The organism is Rhizorhabdus histidinilytica (assembly GCF_900167915.1).
Lineage (GTDB): Bacteria > Pseudomonadota > Alphaproteobacteria > Sphingomonadales > Sphingomonadaceae > Rhizorhabdus > Rhizorhabdus histidinilytica.
Map to the genome: position 1 here is coordinate 482,912 of NZ_FUYM01000003.1, position 15,816 is coordinate 498,727.

19 protein-coding genes are annotated in these 15,816 nt (G+C 66.6%); 6 read left to right on the forward strand and 13 right to left on the reverse strand.

Annotated features, from left to right (window positions below):
* Positions 1–154: 154 nt before the first annotated feature.
* The 5 genes from rpsJ to rpsL all read right to left on the reverse strand — a co-directional run bounded on the left by rpsJ (position 155) and on the right by rpsL (position 4,895).
* Positions 155–466, reverse strand: a complete 312-nt coding sequence (gene rpsJ, locus B5X82_RS09140; RefSeq protein ID WP_011952197.1) for a 30S ribosomal protein S10 — start codon at positions 464–466, stop codon at positions 155–157.
* 117 nt (positions 467–583) lie between these two features.
* Positions 584–1,774, reverse strand: a complete 1,191-nt coding sequence (gene tuf, locus B5X82_RS09145; protein ID WP_079647832.1) for an elongation factor Tu — start codon at positions 1,772–1,774, stop codon at positions 584–586.
* 76 nt (positions 1,775–1,850) lie between these two features.
* Positions 1,851–3,923 carry an elongation factor G gene (gene fusA / locus B5X82_RS09150; protein ID WP_079647833.1) on the reverse strand — a complete coding sequence of 691 codons (2,073 nt, stop codon included), beginning with the start codon at positions 3,921–3,923 and terminating at the stop codon, positions 1,851–1,853.
* A 116-nt stretch (positions 3,924–4,039) separates the two neighbouring features.
* On the reverse strand, positions 4,040–4,510 hold the full coding sequence (gene rpsG / locus B5X82_RS09155; protein WP_047166106.1) for a 30S ribosomal protein S7: 471 nt from the start codon (positions 4,508–4,510) through the stop codon (positions 4,040–4,042).
* 13 nt (positions 4,511–4,523) lie between these two features.
* The gene (gene rpsL, locus B5X82_RS09160) at positions 4,524–4,895 is read right to left on the reverse strand and encodes a 30S ribosomal protein S12 (protein ID WP_011952201.1); all 372 of its coding nucleotides are present in this window, start codon (positions 4,893–4,895) and stop codon (positions 4,524–4,526) included.
* Positions 4,896–5,164: 269 nt separating this feature from the next.
* Here rpsL and B5X82_RS09165 point away from each other — a divergent pair, with 269 nt between their 5' ends.
* On the forward strand, positions 5,165–5,506 hold the full coding sequence (locus tag B5X82_RS09165) for a lysozyme inhibitor LprI family protein (RefSeq protein WP_079647834.1): 342 nt from the start codon (positions 5,165–5,167) through the stop codon (positions 5,504–5,506).
* Here B5X82_RS09165 and cutA read toward each other — a convergent pair.
* Together cutA and B5X82_RS09175 are read right to left on the reverse strand one after the other, a co-directional pair.
* Positions 5,503–5,823 (reverse strand): divalent-cation tolerance protein CutA, encoded by a 321-nt coding sequence (gene cutA / locus B5X82_RS09170; RefSeq protein ID WP_079647835.1) that lies wholly within the window; start codon positions 5,821–5,823, stop codon positions 5,503–5,505. The genes B5X82_RS09165 and cutA overlap by 4 nt on opposite strands.
* The gene (locus B5X82_RS09175; RefSeq protein WP_079647836.1) at positions 5,820–6,755 is read right to left on the reverse strand and encodes a cation diffusion facilitator family transporter; all 936 of its coding nucleotides are present in this window, start codon (positions 6,753–6,755) and stop codon (positions 5,820–5,822) included. Before B5X82_RS09175 ends, cutA begins: the two co-directional genes overlap by 4 nt.
* A 158-nt stretch (positions 6,756–6,913) precedes the next feature.
* Here B5X82_RS09175 and B5X82_RS09180 point away from each other — a divergent pair, with 158 nt between their 5' ends.
* The 3 genes from B5X82_RS09180 to B5X82_RS09190 all read left to right on the forward strand — a co-directional run bounded on the left by B5X82_RS09180 (position 6,914) and on the right by B5X82_RS09190 (position 10,068).
* Positions 6,914–8,194 (forward strand): L,D-transpeptidase family protein, encoded by a 1,281-nt coding sequence (locus tag B5X82_RS09180; RefSeq protein WP_079647837.1) that lies wholly within the window; start codon positions 6,914–6,916, stop codon positions 8,192–8,194.
* A gap of 152 nt (positions 8,195–8,346) precedes the next feature.
* The gene (locus B5X82_RS09185; RefSeq protein ID WP_079647918.1) at positions 8,347–8,985 is read left to right on the forward strand and encodes a murein L,D-transpeptidase catalytic domain family protein; all 639 of its coding nucleotides are present in this window, start codon (positions 8,347–8,349) and stop codon (positions 8,983–8,985) included.
* A 156-nt stretch (positions 8,986–9,141) separates the two neighbouring features.
* Complete coding sequence (locus B5X82_RS09190; RefSeq protein WP_079647919.1) at positions 9,142–10,068, forward strand: D-alanyl-D-alanine carboxypeptidase family protein; 927 nt, start codon at positions 9,142–9,144, stop codon at positions 10,066–10,068.
* A gap of 114 nt (positions 10,069–10,182) precedes the next feature.
* Here the strand turns inward: B5X82_RS09190 and B5X82_RS09195 are convergent, their stop codons facing one another.
* The 4 genes from B5X82_RS09195 to B5X82_RS09210 form a co-directional block, all read right to left on the reverse strand.
* A complete protein-coding gene (locus tag B5X82_RS09195; protein ID WP_235862640.1) occupies positions 10,183–10,404 on the reverse strand; it encodes a hypothetical protein in 222 nt (73 codons plus the stop codon).
* Positions 10,405–10,513: 109 nt separating this feature from the next.
* Positions 10,514–11,911, reverse strand: a complete 1,398-nt coding sequence (gene lpdA / locus B5X82_RS09200) for a dihydrolipoyl dehydrogenase (protein WP_079647838.1) — start codon at positions 11,909–11,911, stop codon at positions 10,514–10,516.
* A gap of 15 nt (positions 11,912–11,926) precedes the next feature.
* Positions 11,927–12,316, reverse strand: coding sequence for an acyl-CoA thioesterase (locus tag B5X82_RS09205; protein ID WP_079647839.1), 390 nt, complete (start codon positions 12,314–12,316; stop codon positions 11,927–11,929).
* Positions 12,316–13,638 (reverse strand): pyruvate dehydrogenase complex dihydrolipoamide acetyltransferase, encoded by a 1,323-nt coding sequence (locus B5X82_RS09210; protein WP_079647840.1) that lies wholly within the window; start codon positions 13,636–13,638, stop codon positions 12,316–12,318. The genes B5X82_RS09205 and B5X82_RS09210 overlap by 1 nt, the downstream gene beginning before the upstream one ends.
* Before the next feature lie 135 nt (positions 13,639–13,773).
* Between B5X82_RS09210 and B5X82_RS09215 the strand changes: the two genes are divergently transcribed.
* On the forward strand, positions 13,774–14,229 hold the full coding sequence (locus B5X82_RS09215) for a universal stress protein (RefSeq protein ID WP_079647841.1): 456 nt from the start codon (positions 13,774–13,776) through the stop codon (positions 14,227–14,229).
* Positions 14,230–14,332: 103 nt separating this feature from the next.
* Here the strand turns inward: B5X82_RS09215 and B5X82_RS09220 are convergent, their stop codons facing one another.
* The gene (locus tag B5X82_RS09220) at positions 14,333–14,821 is read right to left on the reverse strand and encodes a GAF domain-containing protein (protein WP_176152516.1); all 489 of its coding nucleotides are present in this window, start codon (positions 14,819–14,821) and stop codon (positions 14,333–14,335) included.
* Positions 14,822–14,899: 78 nt separating this feature from the next.
* Between B5X82_RS09220 and B5X82_RS09225 the strand changes: the two genes are divergently transcribed.
* Complete coding sequence (locus tag B5X82_RS09225) at positions 14,900–15,376, forward strand: HXXEE domain-containing protein (RefSeq protein ID WP_079647921.1); 477 nt, start codon at positions 14,900–14,902, stop codon at positions 15,374–15,376.
* Positions 15,377–15,386: 10 nt separating this feature from the next.
* On the opposite strand, the gene arfB is transcribed toward B5X82_RS09225, so the two are convergent.
* Positions 15,387–15,812 carry an alternative ribosome rescue aminoacyl-tRNA hydrolase ArfB gene (arfB, locus tag B5X82_RS09230; RefSeq protein ID WP_079647843.1) on the reverse strand — a complete coding sequence of 142 codons (426 nt, stop codon included), beginning with the start codon at positions 15,810–15,812 and terminating at the stop codon, positions 15,387–15,389.
* Positions 15,813–15,816: the final 4 nt, after the last annotated feature.

Genomic DNA, 15,816 nt, shown 5'->3' on the forward strand with positions numbered 1-15,816 from the left:
CTGCGAAGGGCGGGGACCAGGACACCGGCACCTCTCGATCGAGCGGGCCGGTCGGTATCCCTACTCCTCCCGTCGCTTCTCGATCGCGCCGGACGAAGCCGGGGAGAGAAACGACGAGCGCGGGCCCGATTCGGTCCCGCGCGGAGCCGGCTTCTTAGGCCAGTTTGATCTCGACATCAACACCCGCGGCGAGATCGAGCTTCATCAGCGCGTCGACGGTCTGCGGGGTGGGCTGCACGATGTCCAGCAGCCGCTTGTAGGTCCGCACCTCGAACTGCTCGCGCGACTTCTTGTCGATGTGCGGGCCGCGGTTCACGGTGAACTTCTCGATGCGGGTGGGCAACGGGATCGGACCACGGATGAGCGCGCCGGTACGGCGGGCGGTATCGGCGATGTCGCCGGTAGCCTGATCGAGCACACGATGGTCGAATGCCTTCAGGCGAATACGGATATTCTGCGTTTCCATGTCCTACACCGATGCGAAAGAGCCGTGCGGCAATAGTGCCGCTTTCCAACCTATAATCAACAAAAGCGAACCGGCCGACCCCCGAGGGGGCCGGCCGGCCCGTTTGAACGCGCTATATTACTTCGCGATCGAGCTGACAACCCCGGCACCGACGGTGCGGCCGCCTTCACGGATCGAGAAGCGAAGGCCCTCTTCCATGGCGATCGGGGCGATGAGCTTGACGCCGAGCTTCACGTTGTCGCCGGGCATGACCATCTCGGTGCCGGCGGGCAGCTCGACGGTGCCGGTGACGTCCGTGGTACGGAAGTAGAACTGCGGACGATAGTTGGCGAAGAACGGCGTGTGACGGCCACCCTCTTCCTTCGACAGCACGTAGACTTCCGACGAGAACTCGGTGTGCGGGGTGATCGAGCCCGGCTTGGCGAGAACCTGGCCGCGCTCGACTTCCTCACGGCCGACGCCGCGGAGCAGCGCGCCGATGTTGTCGCCGGCCTGGCCGCTGTCGAGCAGCTTGCGGAACATCTCGACGCCCGTGACGGTGGTCTTGCGGGTGTCCTTGATGCCGACGATCTCGACTTCCTCGCCGACCTTGACCATGCCGGTCTCGACGCGGCCGGTGACGACGGTGCCGCGGCCCGAGATCGAGAACACGTCTTCGATCGGCATCAGGAACGGCTTGTCGAGCGGACGCTCGGGCTGCGGGATGTACGAGTCGACGGCGGCCATCAGCTCGAGGACGGCATTGCGGCCGATCTCGTCGTTGGTGCCATCGAGCGCCTTGACGGCCGAACCCTTGATGACGGGGATGTCGTCGCCCGGGAACTCGTAGGACGACAGCAGCTCGCGGACCTCGAGCTCGACGAGCTCCAGGATCTCGGGATCGTCGACGAGGTCGACCTTGTTCATGAACACGACGAGCGCCGGAACGCCGACCTGACGGGCGAGCAGGATGTGCTCGCGGGTCTGCGGCATCGGGCCGTCGGTGGCCGAGACGACGAGGATGCCGCCGTCCATCTGCGCGGCGCCGGTGATCATGTTCTTCACATAGTCGGCGTGGCCCGGGCAGTCGACGTGCGCATAGTGGCGCTGCTCGGTCTCATACTCGACGTGCGCGGTCGAGATGGTGATGCCGCGCTCGCGCTCCTCGGGAGCCTTGTCGATGTTGGCATAGTCGACGAAGGTCGCGCCGCCGGTCTCGGCGAGGACCTTGGTGATGGCTGCCGTGAGCGACGTCTTGCCATGGTCGACGTGGCCGATGGTGCCGATATTGCAGTGCGGCTTGGTCCGCTCAAACTTAGCCTTAGCCATTTTTTGCCTCTTCTCTTCGAATCAATTGCCGGACGCGCCGCCCGATGCGGACGCGCCCATAACCACAAATTACCGATTATGCCAGCTTTGCCTTGACCTCGTCCGCGACGTTCGCCGGGACTTCGTCATAGTGCGAGAACTGCATGCTGTACTGCGCACGGCCCTGGGTGAACGAGCGGAGCTGGTTCACATAGCCGAACATGTTCGCCAGCGGGACCATCGCCTCGACGACCTGGGCGTTGCCCCTGCTGTCGGTGCCCTGGATCTGGCCACGGCGGCTGTTCATGTCGCCGATCACGTCGCCCAGATAATCCTCCGGCGTCACGACCTCGACCTTCATGATCGGCTCGAGGATGGTGATACCGGCCTTCTGGGCCGCCTCGCGCATCGCGCCACGGCCCGTGATCTCGAAGGCGAGCGCCGACGAGTCGACGTCGTGATACTTGCCGTCGACCAGGTGGACTTCGACGTCCACGATCGGGAAGCCGATCAGCGAGCCGCCCTCGGCGGTCTCCTTCATGCCCTTCTCGACCGACGGGATATATTCGCGCGGGATGTTGCCGCCCTTGACCTCGTCGATGAAGACGAAGCCCGAGCCGCGCTCGCCCGGCTTGACCTGCACCTTGACCTCACCGAACTGGCCCGAGCCGCCCGACTGCTTCTTGTGGGTGTAGACCAGCTCGACCGGCTTCTTCAGATATTCGCGATAGGCGACCTGCGGCGCGCCGACGTTCGCCTCGACCTTGAACTCGCGCTTCATACGGTCGACGAGGATCTCGAGGTGGAGCTCGCCCATCCCCTTGATGATGGTCTGGCCCGATTCATGGTCCGACGAGACGCGGAACGAGGGGTCCTCGGCGGCCAGGCGGTTGAGCGCGATGCCCATCTTCTCCTGGTCGGCCTTGGTTTTCGGCTCCACCGACAGCTCGATGACGGGTTCCGGGAACTCCATCCGCTCCAGGATGATCGGCGCCGACGGCGCGCACAGCGTGTCGCCGGTGGTGGTCTCCTTGAGGCCGGCCAGCGCGACGATGTCGCCGGCATAGGCTTCCTCGATGTCCTCGCGGCTGTTCGCATGCATCAGCAGCATGCGGCCGATCTTTTCCTTCTTGTCCTTCACGCTGTTCAGGTAGGTGCCCTTCTCGAGCTTGCCCGAATAGATGCGCGCGAAGGTGAGCGAGCCGACGAACGGGTCGTTCATGATCTTGAACGCCAGCGCCGACATCGGCGCGGTGTCCTCGGCCGGACGCGAGTCCGGGGTCTCGCCGTCGAGCTTGACGCCCTGCACGTCGGGAATGTCGAGCGGGCTCGGCAGATAGTCGACGACGGCGTCGAGCAGCGGCTGCACGCCCTTGTTCTTGAACGACGAACCGCACAGCACGGGGACGAAGTCGAACGCCAGCGTGCCCTTGCGCAGCAGCGCCTTCAGCGTCGCGACGTCGGGCTCGTTACCCTCGAGATAGGCTTCCATCGCCGCCTCGTCCTGCTCGACGGCAAGCTCGATCAGCTCCTGGCGGGCCACGGCGGCCTCGTCCTTCATGTCGTCCGGGATGTCGCGATACTCGAACTTCGCGCCCAGGCTCTCCTCGAGCCAGACGATCGCACGATTCTCGACCAGGTCGACCAGACCGACGAAGCTGCTCTCGATGCCGATCGGCAGGTAGAGGACGGCCGGACGCGCGCCGAGGCGGTCCTTGATCATCTGGACGCAGCGCTGGAAGTTCGCGCCGGTGCGGTCCAGTTTGTTGACGTAGCACATCCGCGGGACGCGATACTTGTCGGCCTGCCGCCACACCGTCTCCGACTGCGGCTCGACGCCGGCGACGCCGTCGAACGCCGTCACGGCACCGTCGAGCACGCGCAGCGAACGCTCGACCTCGATGGTGAAGTCGACGTGGCCGGGGGTGTCGATGATGTTGATGCGGTGGTCGTTCCAGAAACAGGTCGTCGCGGCCGACGTGATCGTGATCCCGCGCTCCTGCTCCTGCTCCATCCAGTCCATCGTCGCGGTGCCCTCATGGACCTCGCCGATCTTGTAGGACTTGCCGGTGTAGTAGAGGATACGCTCGGTCGTCGTCGTCTTGCCGGCATCGATGTGCGCCATGATGCCGATATTGCGATATTTCTCGAGCGGGTGGCTGCGGGCCATGATCTTAAACTCCGATGTCGGGGAAGGGCCTTGCCGACCCGGCACCGACGATATGGGAACGGACTGTTACACTTTCGAGCCCGCCCCATGCGGAGCGGGCCCGAAGCGCGTCGCTGTTACCAGCGATAGTGCGAGAAGGCGCGGTTCGCCTCGGCCATGCGGTGCGTATCCTCACGCTTCTTGACCGCATTGCCACGGTTGTTCGCAGCATCCAGCAGCTCGCCCGACAGGCGGCCGGCCATGGTGTGCTCCGACCGCGCGCGGGCGGCCGAGATCAGCCAGCGGATGGCGAGCGCCTGCGAACGGTCCGGACGGACCTCGACCGGGACCTGGTAGGTCGCACCGCCGACGCGGCGGCTGCGGACCTCGATGCCCGGCTTCACATTGTTGAGCGCTTCATGGAAGACGCCCAGCGGCTCGCGCTTGGCGCGGGCTTCGATGGTTTCGAGAGCGCCATAGACGATGCCTTCGGCGACGGACTTCTTGCCGTCGAGCATGACGCTGTTCATGAACTTGCTGAGCACGACATCCCCGAACTTCGGGTCGGGAAGGATTTCGCGCTTTTCGGGGCGGCGACGACGAGCCATTTCGATCTACCTCTTACTTGGGACGCTTGGCGCCGTACTTCGAACGGCTCTGCTTGCGATCCTTGACACCCTGCGTGTCGAGCACGCCGCGGAGAACGTGATAGCGCACGCCCGGAAGGTCGCGCACACGGCCGCCGCGGATCAGGACCACCGAGTGCTCCTGGAGGTTATGGCCTTCGCCCGGAATGTAGCTGATCACTTCGCGGCTGTTGGTCAGGCGGACCTTGGCCACCTTGCGCAGCGCCGAGTTCGGCTTCTTCGGGGTCGTCGTGTAGACGCGCGTGCAAACGCCGCGCTTCTGCGGGTTCTTTTCCATCGCAGGGACCTTCGACTTGGCCTTCTGCGGTTCGCGACCCTTGCGGATCAGCTGGTTGATCGTCGGCATGAAGCCCTTCACCTCTAAGAGTTACTTTACCGATGCCCGAATCGCCTTCCGCCGCCCGTTGCCGGACAAGCGGAAATGCACGAAGGCCCCGGCGGTCTCTTGCGACCTCCCGGGCCATCACACGCATCGGCAATGTTCAAGCGCCCCAGCGCCGGCGGACCGGCCTCGGGCAGGGCGCGCCTATAGAGAAGGAGTCGGGTCGGGTCAACCGGTGGAACCGCCGGATTTTGGCAGCCGTTGTCTCTGCGACCGATCGAAAGGCCCTTGCCATGCGTCGCCCGATTCTCGCCCTCCTCCTCACCGCCCTCCCCGCGGCCGCCGGCGCGGCCAGCTTCGACTGCGCCCGTGCGCGCCTGGCCGACGAACGGGCGGTCTGTGCGAGCCGCGCGCTCAACGATCGCGACGTGAGGATGGCGGTGCTCTACGGCCTCGACCTGCGCTTCGTCCCGATGGGCTCGCGCGACGTGCTGCGCCGCGAACAGGCCGCCTGGCTCACCCGGCGCCGGGCGTGCGGCGCGAACCGGGTCTGTCTCGCCCGCGCCTATGACCGGCGCATCGCCGAACTACAGGCCGTGATCGACGAACGGGTCTATCCGCACGGGCCGTTCTAGCCCGCCTCCCCCGCCTCCCCCGTCTCCGCCGCCACCCAGCCGGCATAGTCCGCCGATGCCTCGGCCGACAGCATGACGATCTCGGGCAGCGCATAGCCGTGGAGCGCCTTGATCCGCGCCTCGACCCGCTCGGCCAGCGCGGCGCGGGTCTTGGCCTGGAGCTGCCATTCCTCGGCCCGCTCGATCGCGCCCTGCCAGCGATAGACGCTGCGCATCGGCAGGATCTGCACGCAGGCCGCGAGCCGCTCCCCGACCAGCGCCTCGGCGATCCGCTCGGCCTCGGCCGCCGAGCCGCAACTGGTGAGGACGAGGATCATGGCTGCTCCGGGGGCTGTTCCGGCGGCTTCGCCTGCGGCTTGATATAGATGGCGCGCAGCGACGGCCAGCGCGCGCGCAGCTCCGCCTCGGCCTCGGCGATCATCGCTTCGATCCGGCCGACCGGCACCTCATCCTCGAAGTCCACCGCGAGACCGAGGAAGATGTTCTGCGGGCCAATATGGACGGTGGTGATCTCGTTGACTCCGGTCACTTCGGGACGGCGATCGACCGCGGCGCGCACGGCCGCCTCCAGCTCCGGGTCGGCCGGCTCACCGATCAGCAGGTCCTTCGACTCGCGCGCCAGCGCGAGTGCGACGCCGGCCAGCGCGAGGCCGATGATGATCGAGGCGACGCCGTCCCAGCGTGCGTCGCCGGTCAGCAGGCTCAGGGTGATACCGCCACCGGCGACGAACAGGCCGAACATCGCCGCCGAATCCTCGAACAGGACGATGAAGCTCGGCGGGTCCTTCGACCGGCGGACGGCTTCCCACCAGCCCTGCTCGCCCTTGGCCGCCCCGAACTCGCGCACCGCGATGCCCCAGCTCGCCCCTTCGAGCAGCAGCGACAGCGCGAGTACGGCATAATTGATCCACGGCATCCGGATCGGTTCAGGGTCCAGGATGTGGAGGACGCCTTCGTAAATCGACAGCCCAGCGCCGGTCGAGAAGATCAGGATCGCGACGACGAAGCTCCAGAAATAGAGCTCGCGGCCATAGCCGAGGGGATGGCGCTCGTCGGGAGGCCGGCTCGACCGCTTCTGTCCGTAGAGCAGCAGAAGTTGGTTGAGGCTGTCGACGACCGAGTGGAAGCCTTCGGTCAGCATCGCCGAGGACCCGGTGATCGCTGCGGCGACGAACTTGGCCACCGCGATGCCGAGATTGGCGGCCAGTGCGGCAAAGAGGATCAGCCGGCTCTCGGGCGGTTCGGTCATCGGTTCCCTGTCGATTGCGGCCGGCGCGCGACAATACCCCCTTTCCACTGGCGGAACGAGCCACAACTTTCCTTGGTTCCGCTCCCCGGAATTTCGCTGGGCGAGGGATCGGCGAGGCGGCCTCGATCGTTCTTCTGCTATCGTCACGGAGGCTCGTCATGTCGCGTAACGACACCCGATCCGTCCCGGCCGGCAGACCGTCGAGCCGGGCTTTCGCCCGCCCCCGCCGGAAGGGTCCCGGTCTCGGCCATTGGCTGGCCGCCCTGCCGCTGGTCGCCGTCGCCTGCATCACCTTCGGCGGCCGCGCGCCCGCCGGAATGTCGTCGCCCGAAAGCGTCGCCGCCGCGCCCGACGAAATGCCCGGCCGATGGTCTATCGGGAACGCCCGCGACCTCATCTCCGTCATCGAGGAATCTACCGAGGAGGGGCTGAATCCGGCAGACTACAATATCGACGCCCTGCACGCCGCCGTCGCCGCGAAGCAGAAGGGTCCCGCACTCGACGCGCTCGCCACCGCCTCGGCGCTGCGGATCGCGCACGATTACGCCAATGGCCGGATCGACGACAAGGCGGCGCTCGGTTGGTACATCGACCCGCCCACCGATCCCAACCGGATCGCCGCCGGCCTTGCCGAGGCTCTCGACCATGGCCGGCTCGGCTCATGGCTGCGCGGCCTGCTGCCCGACAACGAACAATATCGCGCGCTCAAGGCCGCCTATGCCGACGCGCGCGGCGACGAGGCGCTGCGCGGCCAGCTCCGCGCCAATCTCGAACGCTGGCGCTGGATGCCGCGCGAGCTCGGCGATCGCTACATCTATGTCAACGTCCCCAGCTATCGCCTCTCGGTGATCAGCGGCGGAATCGAGGAGGCCAGCTACAATGTCGTGGTCGGGGCGCCCAAGACCCCGACGCCGCAGCTCCAGCTCTACGCCCAGTCGGTGGTCGCCAACCCGGGCTGGACGGTGCCACAGAGCATCATCAAGGCGGGCGGCATGCGCGGCAAGGGCTTCCGCTGGACCCGCAATGCGGACGGCAGCGTTTCGGCCTGGCAGGCGCCAGGGCCAAGCAACGCGCTTGGCCGGATCAAGATCGACATGCCGAACCCGCACGCCATCTACCTTCATGACACGCCCAACCGAGCGGTCTTCGCGCGCCAGAACCGCGCGCTCAGCCATGGCTGCATCCGGGTCGAGAATATCGAGGAGCTCGCCGCGATGCTCCAGGGCGGCGACGGCCTCGACGAGGCGCTGGCGGATCCCCGCAAGACGAAGGTCCTCCAACTCGAACGGAGCGTGCCCGTCTACCTCGTCTATTTCACCGCGCAGGCCGATCCGGACGGCACCGTCCGCTCGGTCGGCGATCCCTACGGACGCGACAAGGCGCTGCTTGCGAAGCTGGGCGCGGCGATGGAAGGGGAACTCCAGGTCGCGGGTCGCTGACAGGCCGACCGTCGGCGCCGCAGCGATGAACCGTGCAAAGTCCACGCCCGATGTGGCGTGGCGCCGGAACAAATGCCCAGTCAGCCAATGAAATGGTAAGCCTGCTCTGCTAAATAACGGACATAGTTCAGTTATAGAGCGGGTTGGGCATCTTGCGGAATATCATCGACACGCCGGTGAACCGGCGCGGATTGCTGGGTGCAGGGATTTTCGGCGGTCTGGCATTGGCGGCAGGCGGGACTTCGATCGCGGCCCCCCTTATCCCTGCACCGCGTCTCCGGCCCGAGGTCCGGGCTCGCGCGCTGGCCGCCATGAGCCGGCATATCGGCCGCATCAAGGTGCGCGACCTGATCGGCATCTGCGATTTCGACGATCCGTCCTCGGCGCCGCGTTTCCATCTTCTCGACGTCGCGTCGGGCAAGGTCGACAGCCTGCTCGTCGCCCATGGCCGCGGCTCCGATCCGTCGCACACCGGCTGGCTCCAGAAATTCTCCAACGCGCCGGGATCGGCCGCCTCGTCGAGCGGTGCCTTCGTCACCGCCGAGGAATATTACGGCAACCATGGCCGCTCGCGCCGGATCGACGGGCTCGATCCCACCAACAGCAATGCCCGCGCCCGCGCGGTGGTGATCCACGGCGCCTGGTATGCCGAGCGCAAGATGATCGCGCAGCACGGCAAGCTGGGCCGTTCGGAGGGCTGCTTCGCCTTCGGGGAGAGCGATCTGGCACAGGTCATGGCGCGGCTCGGGCCGGGCCGCCTGATCTACGCCGACAAGCTCGACCGTGCCTAAAATGAGTCGAAGCGCATGAATGGCCGCTTCAGGACGGCTGTCGCGATTCCGGAAAATGCTTTAGATTCAATCCTGTCTGGTCGATAAAGAGGGGACTGGATAGTGACTGGATCTGCGTTCGCACGATGGTTGGCCTGCCTGGCGCTGGCCTTGCCCATGTCCGTGATGCCTCTGCCCCTGGTGGTTTCCACGACGGCGCCGGCCGAAGCCGCCAGCCCGCTCGGCGCCCCGCGTTTCTCCGCGGTGCTGATGGACGCCGACACCAACGAAATCCTCTACGCCGAGCAACCGACCGCGATCCGCCATCCGGCGTCGATCACCAAGGTGATGACGCTCTATCTGGTGTTCGACGCACTCGATGCCGGTCGGCTGAAACTCGACGACCGGGTGGTGATGTCGCCACTCGCCGCGAGCCAGCGGCCGTCCAAACTGGGCCTCGGTATCGGCCAGTCGCTGTCGGTGGCCGACGCGATCAGCGTCGTCGCGGTCAAGTCGGCCAACGACGTCGCGGTGGCGCTGGCCGAGAAGATCGGCGGCACCGAAGCCAATTTCGCGCGGATGATGACCGCCAGGGCCCGCCAGCTCGGCATGCGCCAGACCGTCTTCGCCAATGCCAGCGGCCTGCCCAATCCGGGGCATTTCACCTCGGCGCAGGATATCGCCATCCTGTCGGCGGCGATGATCCGCAACCATCCGACCCGCTATCACTGCTTCTCGGAGCAGAGCTTCAGCTACGGCAAGCTGCGGATGGCGAACCACAACAAGCTGCTGGGCAACGTCCCCGGCGTCGATGGCATCAAGACCGGCTTCACCAACGACAGCGGCTTCACCCTCACCGCCTCGGCGGTCCGCAACGGGCATCGGCTGATCGCCGTGGTGCTCGGCTCGCCGTCGGGCTGGCAGCGCGACCGCGACATCACCTCGCTGCTCAATGCCGGCTTCACCGCGCTCGAGATCCGCAGCGCCGGCCGGTCGGAGGACATGGCCGCACTGCTCTCCAGTTCGGGCTTCGCGCTCAACCGCAGTCTGCGCCCGCTTCCGCAGATCGCCGCGCTGCAGGTCGAGGAAGGCGATACCGAATAGGGTTTCAAGTCCCTCCATCCCAGAGAGGGCACGCTCCTGCCGATGGGAGCGATATCGGGCGGGTAGCATGGACGGGCCATCGCGCCCGTCCTTTTTCGTAGGCGTTCGGCTGGCTTATTGCAGGATGAAGCGGCGGCTCGGGGTCAAGCTCGGCGTGGCCGGGCGGAGCAGGTCGTCCAGCCGCTTCTGGAGATGGACGAGCAGGTCGCGTCCTGGCTGCGCCAGCTTGCCGGCCGGCTTCGGCCGCTGCGACAGCTCGCACGCGATCGCCTGATGGCCGCTCAAGATGGCGATCACCGCCAGTCCAGCCAGAATCGACAGTCTTCCCAAGCCCAAGGCAGCCTCCCTGATGACGCCCGCGCGGGCGCGATCTCCGCGCCGCGCAGGCGTGCCAGACAAGCAATGATCGGCCAACCGCCGATAGCAGTCGACAAACGACATGCCGTCAGATGTGGAGCGGCCGTCCATAGGCGGCGAGGACGCTCTCGTGCATCGCCTCGCTGATCGTCGGATGCGGGAAGACGGTGCCCATCAGCTCGGCCTCGGTGGTCTCCAGCGTCTTGCCGATCGTGTAGCCCTGGATCATCTCGGTGACTTCGGCGCCGACCATGTGCGCGCCGAGCAGCTCGCCGGTCGCCTCGTCGAACACGGTCTTCACGAAGCCCTCCGGCTCGCCCAGCGCGATCGCCTTGCCATTGCCAATGAACGGGAATTTGCCGACCTTGACCGTGTAGCCGGCCTCCTTCGCCTTCGCTTCGGTGAGGCCGACCGACGCCACTTGCGGACGGCAATAGGTGCAGCCCGGGATGTTGCGCTTGTCCATCGCATGCGGATGCTGGCCGGCGATATGCTCGGCCGCGATCACCGCCTCGTGCATCGCCTTGTGCGCCAGCCAGGGGCCGTCGGTCACGTCGCCGATCGCATAGATGCCCGGCACGTTGGTCCGGCAATATTCGTCGGTCTTGATGTGATAGCGCTTGTCGGGCTCGACCCCGACCTCCTCCAGGCCGATATTCTCGACATTGGGGACGATGCCGACCGCGACGATGACGTGGCTATATTCCTCGGTCGTGACCTTGCCGTCCTTGTCCTTGATCTCGGCGGTCACGCCCTTGGCCGAGGGGGTGAGCTTCTGCACGCCGGTCGACGGGCGGATCTTCATCCCCTGCTTGGTGAGGGCCTTCGTCATGAAGGCGCTCACCTCCTCATCCTCCACCGGCAGGATGCGGTCGAGCATCTCGACCACCGTTACCTCGGCGCCGAAGTCGCCGTAGAAGCTCGCGAATTCGAGACCGATCGCCCCCGATCCGATCACCAGCAGCTTGGTCGGCATCTCCTTGGGCGTCATCGCGTGGCGATAGGTCCAGATCCGCTCGCCGTCCGCCTTGGCGAAGGGCAGGTCGCGGGCGCGGGCGCCGGTCGCGATGATGATGTTCTTCGCCGACAGCTCGGTCGCCTGCCCGTCCTTGGTGACCGTCAGCTTGCCCTTGTCGGTCAGCTTGCCGTCGCCGAAATGGACCGCGATCTTGTGCTTCTTCATCAGGCCGGTGACGCCCTGGTTCAACTGCTTGGCGACGCCGCGCGAGCGCTGCACCACATTCGCCAGTTCGAACCCTGGCTTCACCGCCGAAAGCCCGAACGCCTCGGCATGCTTCATGTGATGGTAGATCTCGGCCGAGCGCAGCAATGCCTTGGTGGGGATACAGCCCCAGTTGAGGCAGATGCCGCCGAGCAGCTCCCGCTCGACGATCGCGGTCTTGAGGCCGAGCTGCGCCGCGCGGATCGCCGCGACATAGCCGCCGGGGCCCGAACCGAGGACGATGAGATCGTAGGTTTCCGCCACTGCCTGCTCCTGTATTTATCCGTCGACGGCGCGCGGCCGTCCCTGTTCGTCTATCGCGACGAAGGTGATCGTCGCCTGGGTGACCCGCTCATTCTCGCTGCCGTCGCGCGACCGCCGCCAGGCGGCGACCTCGATCTTCATCGACGTCCGTCCGACCGACCTTAGATCGGCATAGACCGACACGACATCGCCGACCTTGACCGGCCGATGAAAGATCATCCCGTCGATGGCGATCGTCGCCGCACGGCCTTTGCTGTGCTGGGATGCAACGGTACCGGCGGCGAGGTCCATCATGCTGACCAGCCAGCCGCCGAAGATGTCCCCATTGGCATTGGTGTCCGCCGGCATGGCGACCACGCGTATCGCGGGGTTGCCTTCCGGCGGCAGCTCCAGGCCTGCGGCCATCAGGCCAGCATGCCGAGCGGGTTTTCGACCAGCCGCTTGAACGCCTGCATCAGCTGCGCGCCGACCGCGCCGTCGATGGCACGATGGTCGAAGCTGCCGGTGACCGACATGACCGTCGCCGTCGAGAGTGCGTCGTCGACCACATAGGGCCGCTTCTCGCCGGCGCCGACCGCCATGATCATCGCCTGGGGCGGGTTGATCACCGCGGTGAACTGCTTGATCCCGAACATGCCCATGTTCGAGATCGACGCCGTGCCGCCCTGATATTCATGCGGCTGGAGCTTGCCCTCCTTGGCGCGCTGCGCGAGGTCCTTGGCCTCGGTCGCGATCGCGGCGACGCTCTTGGTGTCGGCGCCCTTGATGATCGGGGTGATCAGGCCGCCCGGGATCGCCACCGCCACCGAGATGTCGGCCCGCTTGTACTGGATCAGCGTGTCGCCGGCGAAGGAGACGTTGCAGTCGGGCACTTCCATCAAGGCGACTGCGAGCGCCTTGATCAGCAGGTCGTTGACCGACAGCTTGACACCGCGCGCTTCGAGCGAGGCGTTGAGCTGGCCGCGCAGCTTGAGCAGCGGATCGAGCCGGATATCGACCGTCAGGAAGATGTGCGGGCTCTGCTGCATCGATTCGGTCAGCCGCCGCGCGATCACCTTGCGCATGTTCGACAGCTTGACGACCTCGTGCGGAATCTCGTCCGGACCGGCCTGCGCGGGCGCGGCGGCGGGCTTGGGCGCCGCGGCGGGAGCGGCGGCCGGTGCGGGAGTCGCGGCAGCGGCAGGCGCCGGGGCCGGAGCGGCAGCCTTCGGGGCGCCGTCGAGATCGGCCTTCACCACCCGGCCGCCGGGGCCGGTGCCGCTGACCTGGGCGAGATCGACGCCCTGTGCCTGGGCGAGACGACGCGCGAGCGGGCTCGCCTTCACCCGGTCGCCCGAGGCGGCCGGCATTGCGGCGGGCGCGGCCGGCTTGGCGGACGCCTCGGCCTTCGGAGCCGGCGCTTCGGCCTTCGGCGCGGGAGCGGGCTTCGGCTCCTCCTTGGGTGCGGCCTCGGCCTTCGGGGTGGCCTTGGGCGCCGCATCCTCGTCCTCGCCCTGGATCAGCGCGATCACCGAACCCACCTTGACGCCCTCGGTACCCTCGGCGACCACCAGCTTCGCGATGGTGCCTTCGTCGACGGCCTCGAACTCCATCGTCGCCTTGTCGGTCTCGATCTCGGCGAGGAGATCGCCGGACTTGACCGTATCGCCTTCCTTGACGAGCCATTTGGCGAGAGTACCTTCCTCCATCGTCGGAGAAAGGGCGGGCATCTTCAACTCGATCGGCATATTATATCCCCTGAAGAGGGTTTGGGGTCGATGCCGGCCCCTCATCCGCGCTCAGGATGACAAGGTCAAGGCCGGGATAGCCAGAAAGCACACCTGAGGAACCGGATTGGTTCAAAGCAAGGGGAATAAGGCAAAGTGCGTACCTATATGGTTGTCATCGACGACAATGAGGCCGCGCGCGCTGCCCTGCGCTTCGCTGCCCGGCGCGCCATAAAGACCGGCGGGTCGGTCGAGATCCTGGCGCTGGTGCCGCAGCAGGAGTTCGTCCAGTGGGGCGCGGTCCAGGCCACCTTCGAGGAGGAGGCCCGGCTGCGCGCCGAGGCGATGGTCGCCCAGGCGGCGAGCGCGCTGATCGAGGATACCGGCGTCATGCCGTCGATCACGGTGCGCCAGGGCGATCCCGTCACGGTGGTCCGCGAACTGCTGGCGGAGCAGCCGCATGTCGCGGCGCTGGTCCTCGGCGCGGCGGCGAGCGGCAATCCCGGCAAGCTGGTCAGCCACTTCGCCGGCACCGACGCCGGCCAGCTCCCCTGCCCGCTGATGATCGTGCCGGGATCGCTCGACGACGAGGCGATCGACCGGCTGAGCTGACGGCGGGATCGTCATCCCGGCGAAAGCCGGGATCTCTCTATCTTATGTTCCGACAGAAGAAAGTGAGGTTCCGGCTTTCGCCGGAATGACGGATTTCCGGCAGCTACCCCGCGATCCGGGGCCCCAGCACCGCCATCAGTTCGGCGCAGCCCACCACGTCCTGCTCGTCGAAGCGGCCCTTGATCGGGCTGTCGAGATCGAGCACGCCGATCAGCCGCCCCTCGTGGACGATCGGTACCACCAGCTCGGATGCCGAATAGGCGTCGCACGCGATATGGCCGGGAAATTCGTGGACATCCGACACGCATTGCGCGGTGCGGGTGTCCGCCGCCGTGCCGCACACGCCCTTGCCGAAGGGGATGCGAATACAGGCGGTCTTGCCCTGGAACGGCCCAAGCACCAGCTCCTGCCCGATCGCGCGGTAGAAGCCGGCCCAGTTGAGGTCGGGCAGATATTCCCAGATCAGCGCCGCGGCATTGGCCATGTTGGCGATCGCGTCGGGCTCGTCGGCAGTCAGCGCGGCGAGCGCCGCCGCCATGTCGGCATAGAGCGACGCCTTGTCGCCGTGCCGGTCGATGTCGAACATGTACATGCGGTCCATCTGGACCCGCCGCGCTTGCGCTTCAAGCGGCTTGCGATATCGTTCGCGCGGGGTTCGGGGGAGCGCGCGATGACGGCATCCTATTATCGCCTGATCCGGTGGCTGCCGGTCGCCTTCGCGGCGCATGTCGCCGAGGAATATCTGACCGGCTTTCCGGGCTATGCCGGGGAGATCAGCGGCCATGCGATGGATCTCCCGCTGTTCCTGGGCGGCAATATCGCCTTCATCGCGATCATGGCGGCCCTCGTCGGCTGGGCCGCGAGGACGCGCGGCGCGACGGCCAATTTCTGGCTGCTCGCCTGGGCGGCGGGCAACCTGTTCTGGAACTTCGTCTTCCACCTCGTCCTGGTACTGAGCTTCGACCGCAGCTCACCGGGGCTGGTGACGGGCACGCTCATCTACTTCCCGCTGTCGCTGGCACTGTGGCAGGCGACGCTGGCCGAGCGGATCGTCCGCGCGCCGATGCTGATCGGTGCGATCCTGCTGGGCGGCGCCTATATGGGCGCGGTGGCGGCGTTCAGCATCTTCCACCTCGGCGGGCTCTGAGCGCCTCCGGTCAGTCAAGCCGAGGCTTGCCCCGGCCGGCCTTCACTCCCGATCGCTTGGCCTTGCCCTCCAGCCGTCGGACCTTCGACGCATAGGTCGCCTTGGTCGGCTTGCGCTTCTTCGGTACGAAGGTCGCCTCGCGGATCAGCTCGATCAGCCGTTGGAGCGCGGCCTCGCGATTACGGGGCTGATCGCGATATTCCTGGGCTTGGATCACGATCACCCCGTCGGAGGTGAGCCGAGCCCCGGCCAGCCGCTCCAGCTTCGCCGCGACGGCGGCGGGCAGCGAGGGCGAGTTTCGCACGTCGAAGCGCAGTTCGACCGCGCTCGACACCTTGTTGACGTTTTGCCCGCCCGGCCCGCTCGCTCGCACGAATCGCTCCTCGATCTCGTCGGCGTCGATCGAGATGTGGGCGGTCACGGGAATGCGCGGCATCGGA